The 18,937-nt window shown below is 66.6% G+C and carries 18 protein-coding genes; 6 read left to right on the top strand and 12 right to left on the bottom strand.

Annotated elements, in window-relative coordinates:
* Positions 1-3: 3 nt before the first annotated feature.
* Both ACE3N9_RS15155 and hisC read right to left on the bottom strand, forming a co-directional pair.
* Complete coding sequence (locus ACE3N9_RS15155; protein ID WP_374285048.1) at positions 4-915, bottom strand: prephenate/arogenate dehydrogenase family protein; 912 nt, start codon at positions 913-915, stop codon at positions 4-6.
* Positions 912-2,006 (bottom strand): histidinol-phosphate transaminase, encoded by a 1,095-nt coding sequence (gene hisC, locus ACE3N9_RS15150; protein WP_374285046.1) that lies wholly within the window; start codon positions 2,004-2,006, stop codon positions 912-914. Before hisC ends, ACE3N9_RS15155 begins: the two co-directional genes overlap by 4 nt.
* Before the next feature lie 108 nt (positions 2,007-2,114).
* Between hisC and ACE3N9_RS15145 the strand changes: the two genes are divergently transcribed.
* Positions 2,115-3,218, top strand: a complete 1,104-nt coding sequence (locus ACE3N9_RS15145; RefSeq protein WP_374285045.1) for a homoserine O-acetyltransferase — start codon at positions 2,115-2,117, stop codon at positions 3,216-3,218.
* Positions 3,215-3,817 carry a methionine biosynthesis protein MetW gene (metW, locus tag ACE3N9_RS15140; RefSeq protein ID WP_374285043.1) on the top strand — a complete coding sequence of 201 codons (603 nt, stop codon included), beginning with the start codon at positions 3,215-3,217 and terminating at the stop codon, positions 3,815-3,817. Before ACE3N9_RS15145 ends, metW begins: the two co-directional genes overlap by 4 nt.
* Here metW and fdhD read toward each other — a convergent pair.
* The 4 genes from fdhD to ACE3N9_RS15120 form a co-directional block, all read right to left on the bottom strand.
* Positions 3,814-4,575: a formate dehydrogenase accessory sulfurtransferase FdhD gene (gene fdhD, locus ACE3N9_RS15135; protein ID WP_374285041.1), complete on the bottom strand. Its 762-nt coding sequence runs from the start codon at positions 4,573-4,575 to the stop codon at positions 3,814-3,816. The genes metW and fdhD overlap by 4 nt on opposite strands.
* Position 4,576: 1 nt before the next feature.
* Positions 4,577-4,954, bottom strand: coding sequence for a VOC family protein (locus tag ACE3N9_RS15130; protein WP_374285039.1), 378 nt, complete (start codon positions 4,952-4,954; stop codon positions 4,577-4,579).
* A gap of 71 nt (positions 4,955-5,025) precedes the next feature.
* Positions 5,026-6,378, bottom strand: a complete 1,353-nt coding sequence (locus ACE3N9_RS15125; protein WP_374285037.1) for an MFS transporter — start codon at positions 6,376-6,378, stop codon at positions 5,026-5,028.
* A gap of 49 nt (positions 6,379-6,427) precedes the next feature.
* On the bottom strand, positions 6,428-6,904 hold the full coding sequence (locus ACE3N9_RS15120; protein ID WP_374285035.1) for a MarR family winged helix-turn-helix transcriptional regulator: 477 nt from the start codon (positions 6,902-6,904) through the stop codon (positions 6,428-6,430).
* A 54-nt stretch (positions 6,905-6,958) separates the two neighbouring features.
* Between ACE3N9_RS15120 and ACE3N9_RS15115 the strand changes: the two genes are divergently transcribed.
* Entirely contained in the window at positions 6,959-8,440 is a 1,482-nt protein-coding gene (locus tag ACE3N9_RS15115) for a carotenoid oxygenase family protein (RefSeq protein WP_374285033.1), read from the top strand.
* Positions 8,437-8,898: a DUF3237 domain-containing protein gene (locus ACE3N9_RS15110; protein WP_374285031.1), complete on the top strand. Its 462-nt coding sequence runs from the start codon at positions 8,437-8,439 to the stop codon at positions 8,896-8,898. Before ACE3N9_RS15115 ends, ACE3N9_RS15110 begins: the two co-directional genes overlap by 4 nt.
* Here the strand turns inward: ACE3N9_RS15110 and mdlC are convergent, their stop codons facing one another.
* The 6 genes from mdlC to ACE3N9_RS15080 all read right to left on the bottom strand — a co-directional run bounded on the left by mdlC (position 8,899) and on the right by ACE3N9_RS15080 (position 16,920).
* Positions 8,899-10,446: a benzoylformate decarboxylase gene (gene mdlC / locus ACE3N9_RS15105; RefSeq protein ID WP_374285029.1), complete on the bottom strand. Its 1,548-nt coding sequence runs from the start codon at positions 10,444-10,446 to the stop codon at positions 8,899-8,901.
* Entirely contained in the window at positions 10,446-12,038 is a 1,593-nt protein-coding gene (locus ACE3N9_RS15100; protein ID WP_374285027.1) for an MFS transporter, read from the bottom strand. The genes mdlC and ACE3N9_RS15100 overlap by 1 nt, the downstream gene beginning before the upstream one ends.
* Positions 12,035-13,174, bottom strand: a complete 1,140-nt coding sequence (locus ACE3N9_RS15095; protein ID WP_374285025.1) for an amidohydrolase family protein — start codon at positions 13,172-13,174, stop codon at positions 12,035-12,037. The genes ACE3N9_RS15100 and ACE3N9_RS15095 overlap by 4 nt, the downstream gene beginning before the upstream one ends.
* Positions 13,171-14,601, bottom strand: coding sequence for an NAD-dependent succinate-semialdehyde dehydrogenase (locus ACE3N9_RS15090; RefSeq protein WP_374285023.1), 1,431 nt, complete (start codon positions 14,599-14,601; stop codon positions 13,171-13,173). Before ACE3N9_RS15090 ends, ACE3N9_RS15095 begins: the two co-directional genes overlap by 4 nt.
* Before the next feature lie 116 nt (positions 14,602-14,717).
* The gene (locus ACE3N9_RS15085) at positions 14,718-15,473 is read right to left on the bottom strand and encodes a nuclear transport factor 2 family protein (protein WP_374285021.1); all 756 of its coding nucleotides are present in this window, start codon (positions 15,471-15,473) and stop codon (positions 14,718-14,720) included.
* 58 nt (positions 15,474-15,531) lie between these two features.
* The gene (locus tag ACE3N9_RS15080) at positions 15,532-16,920 is read right to left on the bottom strand and encodes an MFS transporter (RefSeq protein WP_374285018.1); all 1,389 of its coding nucleotides are present in this window, start codon (positions 16,918-16,920) and stop codon (positions 15,532-15,534) included.
* 115 nt (positions 16,921-17,035) lie between these two features.
* On the opposite strand from ACE3N9_RS15080, the gene ACE3N9_RS15075 reads away from it, so the two are divergent.
* Together ACE3N9_RS15075 and ACE3N9_RS15070 are read left to right on the top strand one after the other, a co-directional pair.
* A complete protein-coding gene (locus ACE3N9_RS15075) occupies positions 17,036-17,956 on the top strand; it encodes an SDR family NAD(P)-dependent oxidoreductase (protein WP_374285015.1) in 921 nt (306 codons plus the stop codon).
* Positions 17,957-17,959: 3 nt separating this feature from the next.
* The gene (locus ACE3N9_RS15070) at positions 17,960-18,877 is read left to right on the top strand and encodes an SDR family NAD(P)-dependent oxidoreductase (protein WP_374285012.1); all 918 of its coding nucleotides are present in this window, start codon (positions 17,960-17,962) and stop codon (positions 18,875-18,877) included.
* Positions 18,878-18,937 lie beyond the last annotated feature (60 nt).

Here is an 18,937-nt window from a genome sequence, read left to right as displayed (position 1 = left end):
CGACTAGGCTGAATGATCGCTGCGGCCGAAGTCCGGCCGGGCGTCGTCCTGCCCTTCCTCGATGATCGAGCGGCGGATGTCGCGGGTGCGGGTGAAGTGGTCGAACAATTGCTGGCCGTCGCCCACCCGGATCGCGCGCTGCAGCGCGGTCAGGTCTTCGGTGAAGCGCTGCAGCATGCTGAGCACCGCGGCCTTGTTGCTCAGGAACACGTCGCGCCACATCGTCGGGTCGCTGGCGGCGATGCGGGTAAAGTCGCGGAAGCCGCCGGCCGAATACTTGATCACTTCGCTTTGCGTCACGCCTTCCAGATCATCGGCGGTGCCGACGATGGTATAGGCGATCAGGTGCGGTAGGTGGCTGGTGACGGCCAGCACCATGTCATGGTGCTGCGGGGTCATCACTTCCACCTTGGCACCCAGCGCTTCCCAGAACTGGCCCAGCGCTTCGACCTTGGCCGGATCTGCGTCGGCTGGCGGAGTGATGATGCACCAGCGCTGCTGGAACAGGGCGGCAAACCCGGCATCCGGGCCGGAGCGCTCGGTGCCGGCCACGGGGTGGGCGGGGATCACGGCCATGCCGGGCAGGGCCTGGGCCAGCGCATCGGCCACGGTCTGCTTGGACGAGCCGACATCGCTGATCACCGCATCGGCCTTGAGCGCCGGGGCGATCAGCCGCGCCACATCGCCCATCGCGCCCACCGGCACGCACAGGATCACCAGGTCGGCATCGGCCACCGCTTCGCCCGCCGTGTCGCAGACCCGCGCCACCAGGCCGCGCTCAGCCGCGCGGGCGCGGGTTTCGGGATTGGCATCCCAGCCGGTTGTGGCGCATTGGGGTAGATATTGCCGCACCGCCAGCCCGGTCGATCCGCCCAGCAGGCCCAGCCCGATGATCGCGACCGAACCGAAGCTCACTTCGCGGTCTCCGCCATGGTGCGCAGTGCGGCGGCAATGGCGTCCATCTGCTCGGCCGTGCCGATGGTGATGCGTAGCGCCTGGGGCAGTCCCTGGCCCGGCAGCCAGCGCACGATGTAGCCCGCTTCGGCCAGGCCATTGTAGGCCGCCTCGGCGGTCAGTGCGCCCTCGAACAGGATCAGGACAAAGTTCGCCTCGCTCGGCAGGGGGCGCAGGCCGTGGTTGCCCAGCGCATTCAGCGCGGCGACAAAGCGCTCGCGCTCGGCCCGGTTATGCTCGCGCGCGTGGACCACGAACGCCTGGTCGTGCACCGCCGCCAGGCCCATCGCCTGCCCGGTGTTGGACACGTTGAACGGCCCGCGAATGCGGTTGAGCGTGTCGACCAGCGGCGCGGCGCCGGTCGCCCAGCCGATCCGTTCGCCCGCCAGGCCATAGATCTTGGAAAAGGTCCGGGTGACCAGCACGTTGCCGTGGGCCCGGGCCAGGTCCATCGCGCCGTCCTCGTCTTCCGGGGCGACATATTCGCCGTAGGCCTGGTCGACGACCAGCAGCACATCGGCGGGCAAGCCTGCGTGGAGGCGGGCCAGTTCGCCCTTGGCCAGGTAGCTACCGGTGGGATTGTTGGGATTGGCGATGAATACCGCGCGGGTCCGCTCGCTCACCAGTGCCAGCAGCGCATCGACATCGGTGCCGTAATCGGCATCGGGCGCGACCACCGGGTTTGCCCCGCAGCGCCGCGCGGCAATGTCGTAGACCGAGAAGGAATAGCGCGGGAACAGCACTTCGTCGCCTGGCCCGGCATAGCCCTGCGCGGCGAGGTGCAACAACTCGTCCGAGCCGGTACCCATCACCACCAGCGCCGGATCAAGCCCGTGCAGCGCGGCGATTCCGGCGCGCAGGTCCTTGCTGTCGGGATCGGGATAGCGCGACGGTTCAACCGCGCGCACGGCCAGCGCCGCCGGGCTGGTGCCCAGCGGGTTCTCGTTCGCGGACAGCTTGATCAGGGGCCGCCCGTCCGCGCCGGTGCTCTTGCCGGGGACATAGGCGTGGATCGCCTCGATCCAGCTCTTGGGGGTGGGCGTCTTGGTCATCGCGCGTGGCCCTTAGCAGGCTTGGGGCGGTTTGACAGCATTTGATCCTTGGCCGCTGCGCCGCGCTGGTTGACAGGCCGCGCCGGCTCGCCCAAGTCGAGCAATAATATGTCTCAAGCCGCGATCATGAATGCCAGCCGCGTGCTGGAACTTGCGCAGCCGCTGCCGCTGGATGGCGGGCAGCAGCTTGGCGGCGTGCGCATCGCCTATGAAACCTATGGCACGCTGAACGCCGACAAGAGCAACGCGATCCTGATCTGCCATGCCCTGACCGGCGATCAATGCGTGGCCAGCCCGCATCCGGTGACCGGCAAGCCGGGCTGGTGGGTGCGGATGGTCGGGCCGGGCAAGCCGATCGATACCGACCGCATGTTCGTGGTCTGCGCCAACGTGCTGGGCGGCTGCTATGGCTCGACCGGTCCGGCGAGCATGGCGGCCGATGGCCAGCCCTATGCCATGCGTTTCCCGGTCATCACGATCCGCGACATGGTCCGCGCGCAGGTGGCGGTGCTCGACGCGCTGGGGATCGAACAGCTGCACGCCGTGGTCGGCGGGTCGATGGGCGGGATGCAGGCGCTCAGCCTCGCCGCCAACTGGCCGGAGCGGGCGCGGGCCGTGCTGGTGATTGCCTCCACCGCGCGGCATTCGGCGCAGAACATCGCCTTTCACGAAGTCGGGCGGCAGGCGATCATGGCCGATCCCAAGTGGCAGGACGGCAATTACGGGGCCAGCAAGGGCCCCGAAAACGGCCTGGCAGTAGCGCGCATGGCGGCGCACATCACCTATCTTTCCGAAGAAGGGATGCACGAGAAGTTCGGCCGCAAGCTGCAGGACCGCGATGCCAAGACCTTTGGCTTCGATGCTGATTTCCAGGTGGAAAGTTATCTGCGCCACCAGGGTCTGAGCTTTACCGATCGGTTTGATGCCAACAGCTATCTCTACATCACTCGGGCGATGGATTATTTCGACCTGGCCGAAGAACACGGCGGGCGGCTGGCCGATGCCTTTGCGGGCACGAAGGCGCGGTTCTGCCTGGTCAGCTTCGATACCGACTGGCTCTATCCCACGGCGGAAAGCCGGACCATCGCCCATGCGCTGAGCGCGGTCGGCGCGCCGGTCAGCTTTGTCGAACTCAGCGCGCCGTTCGGGCATGACAGCTTCCTGCTGGATGTGCCCGCGCTTGACCGGGTGATCGCGGGGTTCCTGCAATGAGCGCGCCCCAGAATGAGTTGCGTCCCGACCTGGCGATCATTGCCGCCAATGTCGCCCCGGGCAGCAAGGTGCTCGACGTCGGCTGCGGCGATGGCGATCTGCTGGCGGCGCTGCGCGACACCCGCCAGGCCGATGCGCGGGGGATGGAGCTGGATCCGATGGGCGTCGCCGAATGCGTGGCGCGCGGCCTGTCGGTGATCCAGGGCGATGCCGATACCGACCTGTCGTTCTATCCGGACGGTGCGGTCGATTACGCGATCCTCAGCCAGACGCTGCAAACCACCAGACGCCCGGACCTGGTGCTGGATGAACTGCTGCGGATCGGTGGCAAGGCCTTTGTCAGCTTCCCCAACTTCGCGCACTGGCGGGTGCGGCTCAGCCTGCTGTGGCATGGGCGCATGCCGGTGACCCGGCTGCTGCCGATCGCCTGGTACGAAACCCCCAACATCCACCACGTCACGGTCAGCGATTTCCGCGATCTGGTGGCGGCCAAGGGGCTGAAGGTGGAAGGAGCCTGGTTCCTCTCGGGCGACCGGCTGACCAGCGCGGCGGCGGCCAGCTGGCGCGCCGAACACGCGGTGTTCCTGCTCTCGCGCTAGCAGACCTGCAGCACGCTGTCCGAGCGGGCCAGCGCCCACAGGCTGAGCCCTGCGCCGCGCGCGCGCTCAACCGCCATGCTGGTCGGCAATGATACGCAGACCAACGTGGTCGCGCCGCCGCGGACCGCCTTTTCGACGATTTCGTAGCTGCACCGCGCGGTCGACAGGATGAAACCGGGGCTGAGCGTCCGTCCGGTGCGGGCCATCGCGCCGATCAGCTTGTCCATCGCGTTGTGGCGGCCCACGTCCTCGCGCGCGCAGCCGATCGTGCCGTCTTCGGCGACCCAGGCGGCGGCATGGGCCGCGCCGGTTTTGCCGGACAGCGGCTGATGGCCGGGCAGGGCATGCAGCGCGGCAAAGATCGCGGCGGGTTCAATCGGCGGGTGGGAAGCAACCGGGGGCAGGGCGCGCGCCACTTCGGCCAGGTTCTCGATCCCGCACAGCCCGCAGCTGGATTCGGCCACGCGGGTGCGGACCCGTTCGGTCAGCCGTTCAACCCCCAGCCCGGACAACGCGGTGCGCACGATCCAGCCCTGGTCGACTTCGGCGATGGCGATGTCGGTGCATTCGGCGGCACTGGCGGCCAGCCCTTCGCTGAGCGCGAAGCCGATCGAGAAGTCTTCCAGATCCTGCGGGCTGGCCATCATCACCGCATAGGACAGGCCGTTATATTCGAGCGCCACAGGCACTTCGGGCACCCAGTCACGCATGATCGCGCGCCGGGTGCCCTGCGGTGTTACTTCAACCGGATCGGTCAAATCACATGCGCTTGAGTGCGCAGAGCTTGTTGCCATCGGGATCGCGCAGGTAGGCGAGGTACAGGCTCATCGCCCCGCCTTCGCGCACGCCCGGCGGGTCTTCGATCGCCTTGCCGCCGTTGGCCACGCCCGCGGCGTGCCAGGCATCGGCCTGTTCGGTGGTGTCCATGGCAAAGCCGATGGTCATGCCGTTGCCGGGGGTCGCGCCTTCGCCGTCGATCGGTTGGGTGACCAGGAACAGCCCGCCGTTGTGCATGTAGATCAGGCGGCCCTTGTCATCGGTGATGCCGGGGTTGCCGCCGATTGCGGCGAAAGTGGCATCGTAGAACTTCTTCGACCGGTCGATGTCGTTGCTGCCGACCATCATGTGCGAATACATGGGTTGCCTCTCCTTTGGATTCGGTTGCGACGCGCTACTGTATGGCGCGCAAGGCGCGGGTCAATCGGCCATCACCCGCGCGCCGCCATTTCGCTGTCGCCATCGCGCATCGGCAGCAGCAGGAACAGCACCAGCGCGGCCAGCGAACCCAGCCCCATGCAGAACGAAACCAGCAGCAGTTGATCGGCCCCGAACAGCTTGAACAGGTAGCCCGCGATGATCGGCGAACCCGCCGCGCCCAGCCGCCCTACGCCCAGCACAAAGCCGGTTCCGGTGGCCCGGGCAAAGGCCGGAAAGCCTTTGGCGAAGGCGGCATAGAAGCCCACGATCGCGCCGTTGCCAAAGAACATCGCGACAAAGGCGGCGGCGCGCCAGGCATCGATGCTGTCATAGCCGATGCCGAAGGCCGTCACGCCGACCAGCGCCAGCAGCAGCATGATCACGGTTGGCAGCTTGATGTCCCAGCGCTTCATCAGGAAGCCCAGCAGCAGGCCGCCCAGCGCGCCGCCGATGTTGGCATAGGTCAGCACGCTGGCCGCCACCGGCGGGGCATAGCCGGGGGGATAGTCGGACACGATCTTCACCGCCCATTTCAGGATGAAATAGAACGTGATGGTATGGAACATGTAGCCGAAGGCCAGCAGCAGCGTGACCGGGCGCAGCCGCGGGTTGGACAGGATGTCGAGCAGCTTCGGCTTCGGTGCGTCCGCCACCACCGCCGGCAGCGCGGCAATCGCCGCCTTGCCGAAAGCCGCCAGCGACCGGTTGATCTTCGCTACCGCATCGGCGGGCCGGGTGGCGCTATAGAAGGCCGGGGTTTCGGGCACCAACAGCATGACCAGCGGGATCATCACCGCTGTCACCACCGCGCCGAACAGGAACACCGCACGCCAGTCGTAATTGGGCAGCAGCCACGTCTGCGCGGCGATCCCGCCGATCACTCCGCCCAGCGGATAGCCGATGACATAGATCGCCATCGACAGGCTGCGCGCCGAAGTGCTGGTGCATTCCGCAGTCACGGCATTGGTCGAGGTCAGCATGCCGCCGATGCCAAGGCCGGTGATGAACCGCCAGATCGACAGTTCGGTCAGGCCCGTCGCGGCGTGGGCGAAATACATGCCGACCGCCATGATCGCGAGGCAGACCAGCATGGTCGGCTTGCGCCCGCGTGTGTCAGCCATGCCGCCCAGGATCACCGAGCCGAACCCCATGCCGACCAGTTCGGCCGACAGCATCACGCCCAGCGCCTCGCGCGCGACGCCCCATTCCTTGGCAATGCCGGGCGAGGCGAAAGCGCTCGACAGCACGTCGAACCCGTCCAGCGCGTTCAGCAGCACCATCAGCAGCACGACCACGTACTGCCGCCAGTTCATCGGCGCATCGTCGATGATCCGCTGCGGATCGCTGCCCTGGGCTTGCGTCATTGTCTGTTGAATCCTCGTCCCGATCGTTCTGTTCTGTGCGCTGCGCGCGCTATTCGTGGATCCGCGCCAGCAGTTCCATCAAGGTTTTCACTTCGGCATCGGTGAAGCGGCTCTTCACCCAGTTTTCGTGTTCGCGGATCGCGCGCTTCGCCTCGGCCAGTGCGGCTTCGCCGGCCGGTTCGAGGTAGAGCGCCTGCTTGCGGCCATCGGTGGGCGATTTTTCGCGGCGCAGGTAATGGCGGGCCTGCAGGCGGTTGACGATGGTCATGGTCGTCGCCCGGTCCATCCGCAGCTTCTGGCCCAGGTCGATCTGCGAAATGCCGGGGTGGTCGGCCACCAGCCACATGACCGACACCTGCTTCTGCGTCAGTTCCAGTTCGACGAAGGTTTCGGTGAAATGGCGATAGCACGCGCCGTGGGCCAGACGGATGTGGAACCCGACGATATCGTTGATTTCGCCCAGATAGGCGTCGTCTTCATGCTCGACGGTGGTCACCGCATCCAGGTCGTCGTCTCTCACCCGCATTGCTCTTGCCTATTCGTTTGTATTGCATACAATCCCAGAAAACGAGAGGATGCAATGGCCCATTTTCCGGATACCCCCAGCTTTACCGGTTTCAACACGCCTTCGCGGATCGAGGCCGACATTGCCGATCTTGTTCACCAGGGCGAAATCCCGCGCGAACTCAACGGCGCCTTCTACCGCGTCCAGCCCGATCCGCAATTCCCCCCGCGGCTGGGCGATGACATTGCCTTCAACGGCGACGGGATGATTACCCGCTTCCACTTCCACGACGGCCAGTGCGATTTCCGCCAGCGCTGGGCCAAGACCGACAAGTGGAAGCTGGAAAACGAGGCCGGCAAGGCGCTGTTCGGGGCCTATCGCAACCCGCTGACCGATGACGAAAGCGTGAAGGGCAAGATCCGCTCCACTGCTAACACCAACGCCTGGGTCCACGGCGGCAAGCTCTATGCCCTGAAGGAGGACAGTCCGGCGCTGGTGATGGACGCGGCCAGCATGGACACGGACGGGTTCACCGATTTCGCCAGCAAGGCTGGCCTGAAGATGACCGGGCAGACCTTCACCGCCCATCCCAAGATCGACCCGAAGACCGGTAACATGATCGGCTTCGGCTATGCCTCCAGCGGCCTGTGCACCGATGATTGCACTTTCTACGAGATCACGCCCGAGGGCGAACTGGTCCACGAAATCTGGTTCAAGGTGCCCTATTACTGCATGATGCACGACTTCGGGATCACCGAGGATTACGCGGTGTTCAACGTCATGCCCTCGATCGGGTCGTGGGAGCGGCTGGAGAAGGGGCTGCCGCACTTCGGCTTTGATACCAGCATGCCGGTCTATCTCGGCGTCCTGCCCCGCCACAGGGGCGCAACCGGCGATGACATCCGCTGGTTCAAGACCGGCAACAGCTTCAACAGCCACGTGATGAACGCCTTTCAGGAAGGCACCAAGGTCCACTTCGATATTCCGGTGGCGAAGAACAACATGTTCCCGTTCTTCCCGGACGTGAACGGCGCGCCGTTCAACGGGATGGAGGCGATGAGCTATCTGACCCGCTGGACGGTCGACATGGCCAGCAATTCCGACGCCTTCGAAAGCGAAGTGCGGCTGACCGACACGGCGGGCGAATTTCCCCGGATCGACGATCGCTTCACCGGCCAGCCGTACCGCTATGGCTGGATGCTGGAAATGGACATGAAGCGCCCGGTCGAACTGAAGGGCGGCAGCGCCGGCGGCCTGCTGATGAACTGCCTGTGCCTGATCGACCATGAGACGAAGCGCGAGCAGCACTGGTGGTGCGGACCGGTCAGTTCCTTGCAGGAACCCTGCTTCATCCCGCGCTCCAAGGACGCGCCCGAGGGCGACGGCTGGATCGTGCAGGTCTGCAACCGGCTGGAGGAACACCGCAGCGACCTGCTGCTGTTCGACGCGCTCGACATCGAAAAGGGGCCGATTGCGACGATTAACGTGCCCATCCGCCTGCGCTTCGGCCTGCACGGCAATTTCGCCGGCGCCGATCAGATCGGGCTGCCCGCATGATCAAGCCGGAGCTCGAATTCGTCTACGAAGCGAGCGGCGATCTGGGCGCGCCGATCCCGATTGGCGAGACGGCGGACGGGACCCGGCGGATCATCCCGATCTTTTCGGGCGGGCGGGTCGAAGGCCCGCTGATCAAGGGCAAGCTGATGGGCAATGCCGCCGACTGGCAGCTGACACGGCATGACGGCGTGACCGTGGCCGACGCGATCTATGCGCTGGAAACCGATGACGGGGTGATCATCCAGATCCGCAACAAGGGGCTGCGCCACGGCCCGCCTGAAGTGATGCAGCGGCTCGCTGCGGGTGAGGACGTGGACCCGGCGCTCTACTATTTCCGCACGGTGCCCGAATTCATCGCGCCCAAGGGCAAGTATGACTGGCTGAACAGGTCGATCTTCGTGTGCAGCGGCGCGCGCTATCCCGCCGGGATCAAGCTGTGGGTCTGGCGGGTGGCCTGATCAGTCGATCAGCAGTTCGACCAGGGTGGGGCCAGTCGCCGCAAAGCTCCGCGCCAGCGCCGCATCGAGATCGGCCACCGCATCGACCCGCCGGGCGGTGACGCCCATGCTCTGCGCCAGGCCGACGAAGTCGATCCCGCCAAGCTCGGTCCCTGGCAGGCGGTTCATCCCGAACACCTTGGCGAAATGATCCAGCGCGGCATAGCGGCGGTTGTTGAGGATCAGGAAGCTGATGTTCGCGCCCTGCTCGGCCGCGCTCCACAGTGCGGGCACGGTGTACATCGCCGAACCATCGCCCAGCAGGGCCAGCACTTTGCGCTGCGGCACGGCGCGCGCCGCGCCCACGGCGGCGGGCAGGCCATAGCCGAGGCCGCCGCTGGCGCAGGTCAGGAATCCGCCCTGGCAGGTAATCGGCAGGTGATCGTGCATCGGCGTGCGCGCGGTCGGCGCTTCCTCGACCAGCACGGCATTGTCCGGGCGCAGCGCCGCCACGCGCGAGAGGACGTAGTTTGCCTCCATCGCCGGGGCAGGCGCGGCGGCGCGCGGCGGCGGGGTGGGGGCAGGGCGGCGGCGGACCTGCCCGGCCAGCGCGGCGAGGCCCGCCGCGACATCGCCCAGCACGCCCAGCCCGCCTGGCAGGAACGAGAGATGCTGCGGATCGACGCTCAGCGCGCCGAGTGCGGCGTGCTCGGGCCAGTGCGGCCCGCTGCCTTCGGCGTGATAGGTGAACACCGGAGCGCCCGCGACCAGCAGCGCGTCATAGGGGGCGAGCAGGCGCACGATCTGCTCGCGGAAAGCGGGCAGGAACCCGGCGAACTGGGGGTGATCCTCGGGGAAGCATTCGCGCGCGGCGAACGGGGCGATCCACACCTGCGCGCCGCTCGCTTCGGAGAGGTCAATCGCCGCTTGCCAGCCGCCGCAATCCGCCGCCCCGGTCCCCAGCACCAGCGCGGGCTGCTCCGCCGCATCGAGCATGGCGGCGAGGCGGGACAGGCCAGCCGGATCGGGCAGGGTTTTCAGCGACAGGTCCGGCAGCGCTGGCATGGCGCATTCGCGGTCCCAGTCATCGACCGGAACCGAGACGAATACGGGGCCCATCGGCGGGGTCAGCGCCACGTGAAAGGCGCGAACCAGCGCGGCGGGGACGTCCTCGGCTCGGGCCGGTTCGCAGGCCCATTTGACATAGGGCTGGGGAAATTCGGTCGCGCGCGTGGCGCCCAGGAACGGGTCCATCGGCAGCAGGCTGCGTGCCTGCTGCCCGGCGGTGACCACCAGCGGCGTGTTGTTGCGATAGGCGGTGTAGAGGTTGCCCAGCGCATTGCCGGTACCCGCCGCGCTGTGCAGGTTGACCAGCGCGGGCTTGCCGCTGGCGCGGGCAAAGCCATCAGCCATGCCCAGCACCGCCGCCTCGTTCAGCCCCAGCACGTAATCGAACCCGTCGGGCAGGGCGCGCAGCATCGGCAACTCGGTCGACCCCGGATTGCCGAACAGGCAATCGACGCCGAAATGGCGGAACACGGCAAAGGCGGCATCGCGAACGGTGAGCATCAGGCGGCGCGCTCCATCAGGGCCTGTTCATCGCGCTGGGCGCGGCGGCCGACTAGCAGCATCAGCACGACGATGGGAATGGCCACCACGTTGATCGTCAGCATCGAACCGCGCAGATCGCCGGTGGCATCGGACAGCACCCCGACCACATAGGGGCCGATCCCGAGGCCCAGGATGGTCGAGACCAGCAGGTAGACGCTGGCGGTGATCCCGCGCATGCGCGGCAGCACCTGATCGTACATGATCGCGTAAAGCGGCGGCAGCCATCCGGTCAGGATGAAGCTGTACAGCAGGAACCGGGCGTAGAAGCCGGTAGCGTCGGGCGCCCAGTAGACCCAGAACGACAGCAGCGGCGACAGCCCCATGCACACCAGCGCCACCCAGGCCCGGCCCACGCCCGGAAAGCGCGCCTGCAGCCAGTCCGATAGCGGCCCCCACAGCAGCGGGCCAACAATCCCCATGCCGGCCGAAACCAGCCCGAATTGCAGCGCCGTATCCTTCATCGACAATCCGTAGGTCTTCATCAGGAAGCTGGGGTTGAAGCTCATCATCCCGTAATTCAGCACCGATTGCAGCGTGCCGACCGCCATGACCATCAGCAGCGTCGGGCTGCGGGTGATGACGCGGTAGGCCTGCCCATCGGTCAGCGCCATGTTCTGCATCAGGTTGACGATCACGAACAGGCCGAACCCCGTGACGCCCCATTGCAGCGCATGCGGGCTGAACGCGACGGGGCCGAAAGCGAGCAGCGGGCGCGGGGCAAGCGTGCTGCACAGATGGTAAAGCGCGGCCATCGCCAGCACGATCCCGGCCAGCGCCAGCAGGTTGAACCGCCAGAACCGGGCGTCCGCGCCCTTGCGTCCCAGCGCCAGCCAGTTGAACCCCGGCGTGACGGCGGCCAGCACCGCGCCGCTGGCGGCGAAGGGGGCGGGATCGGGCGGGGTGGCGATCCCGTCCATCGCGCCGCGCTCTGGCTCGCGCAGGCGTCCCATGAACAGCGCCAACACGAATCCGGGCAGGGCTGCCACCAGGAAGGCGAACTGCCAGCCCTTCAGCGCGAGCGGCGCGGTGCCGGCGGCCAGCCGCGCGTCCCACCAGGCCGCCGCCACGCCGCCCAGGATCAGCGACCCGCCCAGCCCGAGCGCAATAGCCGAGGCCAGCACCGCCATGACAAAACCGCGCCGGTGCTTGGGCCAGTAATCATAGATCAGCGAGGTTCCGGCCGGCTGCGAGGCCGCTTCACCAATCCCCACGCCCAGCCGCGACAGCGCGAGCAAGGCAAAGCCCCCCGCCAGACCGCCCAGCGCCGTGGCTGCCGACCAGAACCCGATCGCGATTGCCAGCAGCCGGGTTCGCACCCAGCCATCGGCCAGCCGCCCGAGCGGGAGCGAGAACAGCGCATAGAACAGCGCAAAGACCGTGCCGTAAAGCAGCCCCATCTCGGCATCGCCGATCCCCAGGTCGGCCTTGATCCCCGGGGCGAGGATCGCCAGCACCTGGCGGTCAAGCAGGCTGATCGCATTGGTCAGCGCGACCAGCAGCAGGGCATAGCGCGCGCCCTTGGGAACGGCGGTCGGCAGGGCCGGGGTCACAGGTTGAACCACCTCTCGGCATTGGTCTGGAAGAACTTCTTCTTCGCTTCCCTGGAAATGGCAAGATTGTCCATCGCCAGCACCTCGCTCGCCTCGTACTGGTAGGGATAGTCCATCGCGTACATCACGCGGTCCTCGCCCATCACGTCGAACATCAGCTTGACCGCCGGCTCCCAGCACAGCCCGCTGGTGGTGCCGAGGAAGTTGTTGCGCATGTAGTGGAACAGATCGTGCTGCAGCGGCTTGAGCCGTTCATACCGCTTCGAGCGGATCCCCGCCTTGTGCATGTAATCAGTGCGGTAAAGCCAGTAGGGCAGCGCCTCGAGCCCGTGGCCGGCCATGATCTGCAGACCCGGATAGCGGTCGAAGATCCCGGTCGTGACCAGCCGCAGCAGGTGATAGCTGGTTTCGACGCCGAACCCGAACACCGCGCCGTCCAGCCCGGCGCCGATCATGTCGCCCATCATGCTGTCGGGCAGGGTGGCGGGATGGATGTAGAGCGGCTGGCCGACGTCGGCGAGCGCGCGGAAGATCGGATCGAACTGCGGCTCGTCGAGGTAATGGCCCTGGGTGTGGCTGTTGATCTGCACGCCCTTGAAGCCCAGTTCCTTGGCCCCGCGGCGGATTTCGGCGGCGGACCATTCGGGGTCCTGCGGGGCAACGGCGGTCATGCCGATGAAGCGGTCGGGGTGGGCCTGGCAGCGCTCCGCCAGGTAATCGTTGGCGCGCCCGGCGATGCCCTTGGCTTCCTCGACATCGGTCAGCGGCTGCACGCCGGGGCTGGTCAGCGCCAGGATCGCCTTGTCGATCCCGGTCGCGTCCATGTGCGCCAGGCGCTGTTCGCCAAGGTCGAGCAGGCGGTCCATGATCTGGGTCGCGCGTTCGCTGGGGCTTTGCGCATAGAAGCCCCACAGGCTGACCATGCCCTTGTCCGCCGTGCCATCGCGCACCATCCGCAGGAACACGTCGACCTGTTCGCGCGTGGCAAAGGCTTCCTCGGTGGCGATGCGCAAGTAACCGCGGTCCCCGCCGGTCTTGAGTTGATGGGTCATTGCCTTCCTCTCCTTCGCCCGCGCGGGCAGGGCCATCGCGGCCAGGCTGGCGGCCAGCCCCGCGTTGACCTGCCGCCGCTTCATCCTTCGTGTATCGCCTTGGTCACCATGCAGGCGAGCACGCCTTCCGGCCCGTCCTCGCTGCCGTGGCCCGACCATTTTACCCCGCCAAACGGCGAATCCGCCCCGCCGATCATCGTGGTGTTGAGCCCGACCATGCCCGCTTCGAGGTAACGCCCCAGCCGCTGCTGCCGCTTGGCATCACCAGTCCAGGCATAGGCGGCGAGGCCATAGGGCAGCCGGTTCGCTTCCTGGATCATCGCGGCTTCGTCCTCGAAGCGGTTGATGATCGCGACCGGGCCGAACGGTTCCTCGTTCATGATCGCGGCGTCCAGCGGCACTTCGCTCAGCACCGAGGGGGCATAGAAATAGCCCTGGTTACCGATCCGCTCGCCGCCGCAGTGCAGTTTCGCCCCGCGCGCCACGGCATCCTTGATCAGGCGGTCCATCGCCTCGGGCCGGCGGGGATTGGCCATCGGGCCCATCTGGGTGCCCGCATCCAGTCCGCTACCGACCTTGATCCGCCTTGCGCGCTCTGCGAACCCGTCGCGGAAGGCCTCGAACACGCCGCGCTCGACAATGAACCGCGTCGGGCTGACGCAGACCTGCCCGGCGTTGCGGAACTTGTGGCCAACCACGGTGTCGAGCGTCTTCTGCAACTCGGCATCATCGAACACCAGCACCGGGCCGTGGCCGCCCAGTTCCATCGTGGTGCGCTGCATGTTCTCGGTCGCCAGCCGGGCCAGGTGCTTGCCGACCACGGTCGAGCCGGTGAACGACAGCTTGCGCACGATGGGCGAACCCAGCAGGTGGCGGCTGACCTCGTCCGGCACGCCGAACACGGCCTGGGCCACTTCCTTGGGCAGGCCCGCGTCATACAGGCATTGCAGCACGGCAAGCGCACTGGCCGGGGCTTCCTCGGCGCTTTTCAGGATCACCGAGCAGCCCGCCGCGATCGGCGCGCCCAGCTTGCGGCCCGGGTTGCCGATGGGGAAGTTCCACGGGGCAAAGGCGGCGACCACGCCCACGGGTTCATGCACCACGGTGCTGCGCATCCCGTTGGGGCGCACCAGGCTGCGGCCATAGAGCCGCTGGCATTCCCCGGCGTAAAAGTTGAACAGGCCGACGTTCATCATCACTTCGATGCGGCTTTCGGCCAGCGGCTTGCCCTGTTCCAGCGTGGCGATCCGGGCGATCTCCTCCTGCCGCTCGTGCATCAGCCGCGCCGCGCCTTGCAGCACGGCCGCACGCTGCTGCGCCGGGGCATCGCGCCACAAGGCAAAGCCGCGCGCCGCCGCGTCCAGCGCGCGGTCAAGGTCCGCCGCGTCCGCCAATGGCAGTTCGCCCAGCGCCTCGCCGGTGGCGGGATTGACCACGGTGTGCGTGCGGCGGCTGCCGCCGGAGACTTGTTCTCCGTCGATCAGCATGTGGAGGGAGGGGTATTCGGACATTTTCAATCTACTCCGTCACCTCGGGCCTGGCCCGGGGTCCAGCTTGTTCTTTCCAGCTCGCCAAGGAAGCGGGACCCCGGATCAAGTCCGGGGTGACGTGGCCTTTGAAGTGTGAATCAGCCCGCCTTCGCCGCCGCTTTCTTGCGGGTGCGTTCTTCGTCACCCTGCCAGCGCTGGGCGACCATTTCCTGGCCCGTGATCGGGTGCTTCATGTGGAACGGCAGCAGCTTGTGCGTCGGCCACAGCCAGTGGTCTTCGATCAACGCGTCGGGGCCGCTCGGGTCTTCGGGGTAGAGCACCTTGGGGAAGGGCACGTATTCCTCGGGGGTATAGGCCCAGCCCTTTTCAAAGTCGGCGTGCCAGTGCGGGAAATAGTTCAGGCACTTGATCCGCCACTTGCCATCATCGCCCTTGACGTAGGTGTTCTCGTAAAGGCCGCCTTCCCACCACTGGCGCGCCTTGAGGTGCGGTTCGTCGCCTTCATAGTCCTTGTGCCGCCCGGCCTGCATGGTCGAACGCCCGCGCAGCCGCGCGGTCTTGCCGTCAGCGTCGATGTCGATGATCGTCTGGATCTGCGGGTGATCGAGCAGGAAGCCGTCGATCGGCCCGTTGTTGCCATAGGTGAAACGCTTCTGGAAGCGTTCGACATAGAGCCGGCGCACGCCTTCCTTGCCCTTCCACACCCCGCCGAAGAAGCGCACTTCGCCATCGTCGGCGAACAGGTCGACCACTTCGTTGTACATGCATTTGTCGATCAGGTAGCCGTAGAGGTACTGGAGCTTCTTCACGTCCAGCTCGCCCTCGCGCACGGTCAGGCGGCGCTCCATGTCGGCCAGCTTGGCCTCCAGCGCGGCGATACGGTCTTCAGCCATCGACTCTCTCCCAATATTGTATGTGTTGCTTACAGAATGCGGGGCCAGCGCGGGCCTGTCAACGCCCCTCCGCTTCCAGCCGTTCCACTTCCTCGCGGTAGGGGCGGATGGCGCGGAACATCAGGAAGGCGGCCAGCGGCAGCAGCGTGCAGGCGGTAAACAGGATCGCCTGGCCCAGGTTGCCGGTGACCTTGTCGGAAATCGCGCCGATGAACCAGCTGCCCATCGCCCCGAAGAAAGTGAACATGAACAGGTAGAAGGCGGTGATCTGTCCGCGCATGTCGTTGGGGGCGACGCGCTGGATCGCGGCGTTCTGCGGCACGGCCCCGGCAATCCCGAAGAAGGCCGCGCAGCCGAAGGTCACGCTGGACCAGAACGGATCGGGGATCAGCAGCGCGGTGATGATCACCACCGTGGTCCCGCAGAAGCACAGGAACGCGGCGCGGATGTTGGCGTCCTTGTGGCGCTTGGCCAGCCATTCGACGAACACGCCGCCGACGACCATGCCCAGGATCGAGGCGATCAGCGCGGTCAGCCCGATGGCATCGCCGATCTGCTTGGCGTCCCAGCCGAATTCGCGCATCAGGTAGGGCACGCGCCAGAACATGATCCCGAAGCTTTCGACCGCGCTGAGCGCGAGGGCGGCGAACATCGGGTAATAGACCTTCCCCCCGGCGTGGATCGCGCGGGCCGCGTCGAACCCCATGAAGGTGATGATCTTGCGCAGCAGGCCCGCGTCCTGCGGCACGTGCACGCCTTCGCCGCGCGGGGCCAGGCGCTGCGGTTCGTGCACGGTCAGGAACAGCACCGAGGCGATGACCGAGGGCAGGGCGAGATAGATCAGCACCCATTGCCAGCTGTAGATCGGCAGGCCGAGGAACGGTTCGGCATTCCAGCCCGACGAAGCCTTGACCAGCCGCCCGCCGATGATCGGCCCCAGCGTGGTCCCGCCGATGAAGCCCAGTTGCAGCAGGGCAAAGGCGCGGGTCAGCACGCGCGGCGGAAAGGCATCGGTCAGCAGCGAATAGGACGACAGCGCATGGGCCGATCCGCCCGCCGCGAGAAACACCCGCGTGCCGACGAACTGGGCAAAGCTCTGCGCCATCCCGCTCAGCGCGATCAGCAGCCCGACGATCCCCGCGCTGGCCGACAGCACGAGCTTGCGGGGATAGATGTCGGCCAGCCGCCCCAGCGGGATGCCGACAAAGAAATAGCAGATGATCGTTGCCGGGCCGGCCAGGAAGCCAAGCTGGGTGTCGGTCAGCTGGAAGTCGCGCTTGATGTTCTCGGCCAGCATGCCGAACACCACCTGGTCGAGGAACGACATGAAAGTGGCGAGAATGATCACGAACAGCGCCCAATAGGCTGCTCCGGTCGACGGCCAGACTTTCCCCGCTGCCGAAGTCACGCCGGAATCGCCACCGGGGGCGACCACTGGTCCCGCCATATCCGCATCCCTCTCCATACGCGGGCCGTTAGTCGGTCCCGTCGAATCCTCTTGGCAATTTGTAAGTAACATATACAAAAAGGCCAGCGGGAAAATGCTCGCAAGGGAGAGTGACATGCAGAATCTGGAAGGCAAGACCGCCTTCGTCACCGGCGGAGCCTCGGGCATCGGCCTCGGGATTGCCAAGGCGCTGCTCGGCGCGGGGATGAATGTGGCGATCGCCGACATCCGCCAGGACCACCTTGATGCCGCCACGGCCGAACTGGCCGGGGGCGAGCGGGTGCTGGCCCTGCAACTGGACGTCACCAACCGCGCGCAATTTGCCGAGGCGGCCGACGCGGCCGAAGCGCGGTTCGGCAAGCTGCACGTTCTGATTGCCAACGCGGGCGTGGGGCTGGGCGGGCCGACCGAACAGGCGACCTATGCCGACTGGGACTGGGTCAACGGCGTCAACGTCGGCGGGGCGATCAACGCGGTCGTCACGCTGCTGCCGCGCATCCTCAGCCACGGCGAGGGCGGGCACATCGTCTGCACCGCTTCGATGGGGGCGCTGGTGCCGGTGCCGGGATCGACGATCTACTGCGCGGGCAAGGCCTATGTCACCAGCATGATGGAATGCATGCGGCTGGAACTGGAACCCAAGGGCGTGATCTGCAGCGCCTTCTGTCCGGGCGCCGTCCAGACCCAGATCGCCAAGTCGGGCGAAACCCGTCCGGCGGAACTGGCCGACACCGGCTATGCCGAAACCGACAAGCGCCGTCAGGCCAGCGGCGACCTGTCGCACCTGTTCCAGACCAAGGAGGAGGTCGGCCAGCGGGTGCTGCAGGGCATCCTCAACGATGAACTCTACATCCTCACCCACCACGAATTCCTGGATGGGGTGCGCGAGCGGGGCGAGGCGACGACCCTGGCGGTGCAGGACCACCTGCCCGAAAACCCCGAATACAAGGCGACCTTCCCGTTCCTGTTCCGCAACCCCGCGATCACGCAGGAAATTGCGCGGCAACAGGCGCTGAAGGCGGCAAGGAAGGGCTGAACCATGAAGGATTTTGCGGGCCGGACGGCCTTTGTGACCGGGGGCGCCAATGGCGTCGGGATCGGGCTGGTGCGCGCGCTGCTGAACGAAGGGTGCAAGGTCGCCATCGCCGATGTGCGCCAGGACGCGATCGACCGCGCGATCAAGAGCCTCGACAACCGGGAAGTCATGGGCGTCCAGCTCGACGTGTCCAGCCGCGCCGATTTCGCCGCCGCCGCGGACGAGGTCGAAGCCCGCTTCGGTCCGGTGTCGATCCTGTGCAACAACGCCGGGGTCAACCTGTTCCAGACGATCGAGGACAGCTCCTACGACGATTGGGACTGGCTGCTGGGGGTCAACCTGCACGGGGTGATCAACGGCGTGCAGACCTTCGTTCCGCGCATGGTCGAACGGGTCAAGGCCGGCACGCAGGTGGGCGGGCACGTGCTCAACACCGCGTCGATGGCGGCGTTCCTGTCATCGCCCAGTCCGGGGATCTACAATACCACCAAGGCGGCCGTGCGCGCCCTCTCGGAATCGCTGCGCTACAGCCTGCTGCAACATGGCATCGGCGTGTCGGTGCTGTGCCCGGGGCTGGTGAAAAGCGTGATCTACGCCAGCGATGATGTCCGCCCCGATGCGCTGAAGGGCGCGATGAAACCGGTCGACAAGGCGGCGGTGGAGCGGCTCCAGGGCGTCCACGAATACGGCATGGAACCCGACGTGATCGGCGCCCGCGCGATCGAGGCGATCAAAGCCAACCGGCTCTACATTTTCAGCCATCCCGATCACAAGGAAGAGCTGCGCGAAGTGTTCGACTATATCCTGGATCACTACCAGGATTACCCCGAGGACCCCGGTTACGACCAGCGCATCGCCTTCGAGAAGTTCCGCTATGATGCCGGGGCCGAAGCGCGGCGCAAGTCGCTGGCTGCGGAATAGGCCTGGTCCCACCGCTTAACCGCTAGGCCAGTCGCGGTCCCGTTTCGGGGCAGGTGACGA

Origin of the sequence: Novosphingobium sp., from assembly GCF_041905565.1 — a bacterium.
Taxonomy (GTDB): domain Bacteria; phylum Pseudomonadota; class Alphaproteobacteria; order Sphingomonadales; family Sphingomonadaceae; genus Novosphingobium.
Note: the sequence above shows the minus strand (reverse complement) of the source record. Positions and strands in the feature narration are given on the sequence as shown.

Bases quoted from the DNA above. Each gene is read 5' to 3' on its own strand.
- hisC (WP_374285046.1), bottom strand. From the start codon at position 2,006: ATGACCAAGACGCCCACCCCCAAGAGCTGGATCGAGGCGATCCACGCC.
- ACE3N9_RS15145 (WP_374285045.1), top strand. From the start codon at position 2,115: ATGTCTCAAGCCGCGATCATGAATGCCAGCCGCGTGCTGGAACTTGCG.
- metW (WP_374285043.1), top strand. From the start codon at position 3,215: ATGAGCGCGCCCCAGAATGAGTTGCGTCCCGACCTGGCGATCATTGCC.
- ACE3N9_RS15130 (WP_374285039.1), bottom strand. From the start codon at position 4,954: ATGTATTCGCACATGATGGTCGGCAGCAACGACATCGACCGGTCGAAG.
- ACE3N9_RS15125 (WP_374285037.1), bottom strand. From the start codon at position 6,378: ATGACGCAAGCCCAGGGCAGCGATCCGCAGCGGATCATCGACGATGCG.
- ACE3N9_RS15120 (WP_374285035.1), bottom strand. From the start codon at position 6,904: ATGCGGGTGAGAGACGACGACCTGGATGCGGTGACCACCGTCGAGCAT.
- ACE3N9_RS15115 (WP_374285033.1), top strand. From the start codon at position 6,959: ATGGCCCATTTTCCGGATACCCCCAGCTTTACCGGTTTCAACACGCCT.
- ACE3N9_RS15110 (WP_374285031.1), top strand. From the start codon at position 8,437: ATGATCAAGCCGGAGCTCGAATTCGTCTACGAAGCGAGCGGCGATCTG.
- mdlC (WP_374285029.1), bottom strand. From the start codon at position 10,446: ATGCTCACCGTTCGCGATGCCGCCTTTGCCGTGTTCCGCCATTTCGGC.
- ACE3N9_RS15095 (WP_374285025.1), bottom strand. From the start codon at position 13,174: ATGAAGCGGCGGCAGGTCAACGCGGGGCTGGCCGCCAGCCTGGCCGCG.
- ACE3N9_RS15090 (WP_374285023.1), bottom strand. From the start codon at position 14,601: ATGTCCGAATACCCCTCCCTCCACATGCTGATCGACGGAGAACAAGTC.
- ACE3N9_RS15085 (WP_374285021.1), bottom strand. From the start codon at position 15,473: ATGGCTGAAGACCGTATCGCCGCGCTGGAGGCCAAGCTGGCCGACATG.
- ACE3N9_RS15080 (WP_374285018.1), bottom strand. From the start codon at position 16,920: ATGGCGGGACCAGTGGTCGCCCCCGGTGGCGATTCCGGCGTGACTTCG.
- ACE3N9_RS15075 (WP_374285015.1), top strand. From the start codon at position 17,036: ATGCAGAATCTGGAAGGCAAGACCGCCTTCGTCACCGGCGGAGCCTCG.
- ACE3N9_RS15070 (WP_374285012.1), top strand. From the start codon at position 17,960: ATGAAGGATTTTGCGGGCCGGACGGCCTTTGTGACCGGGGGCGCCAAT.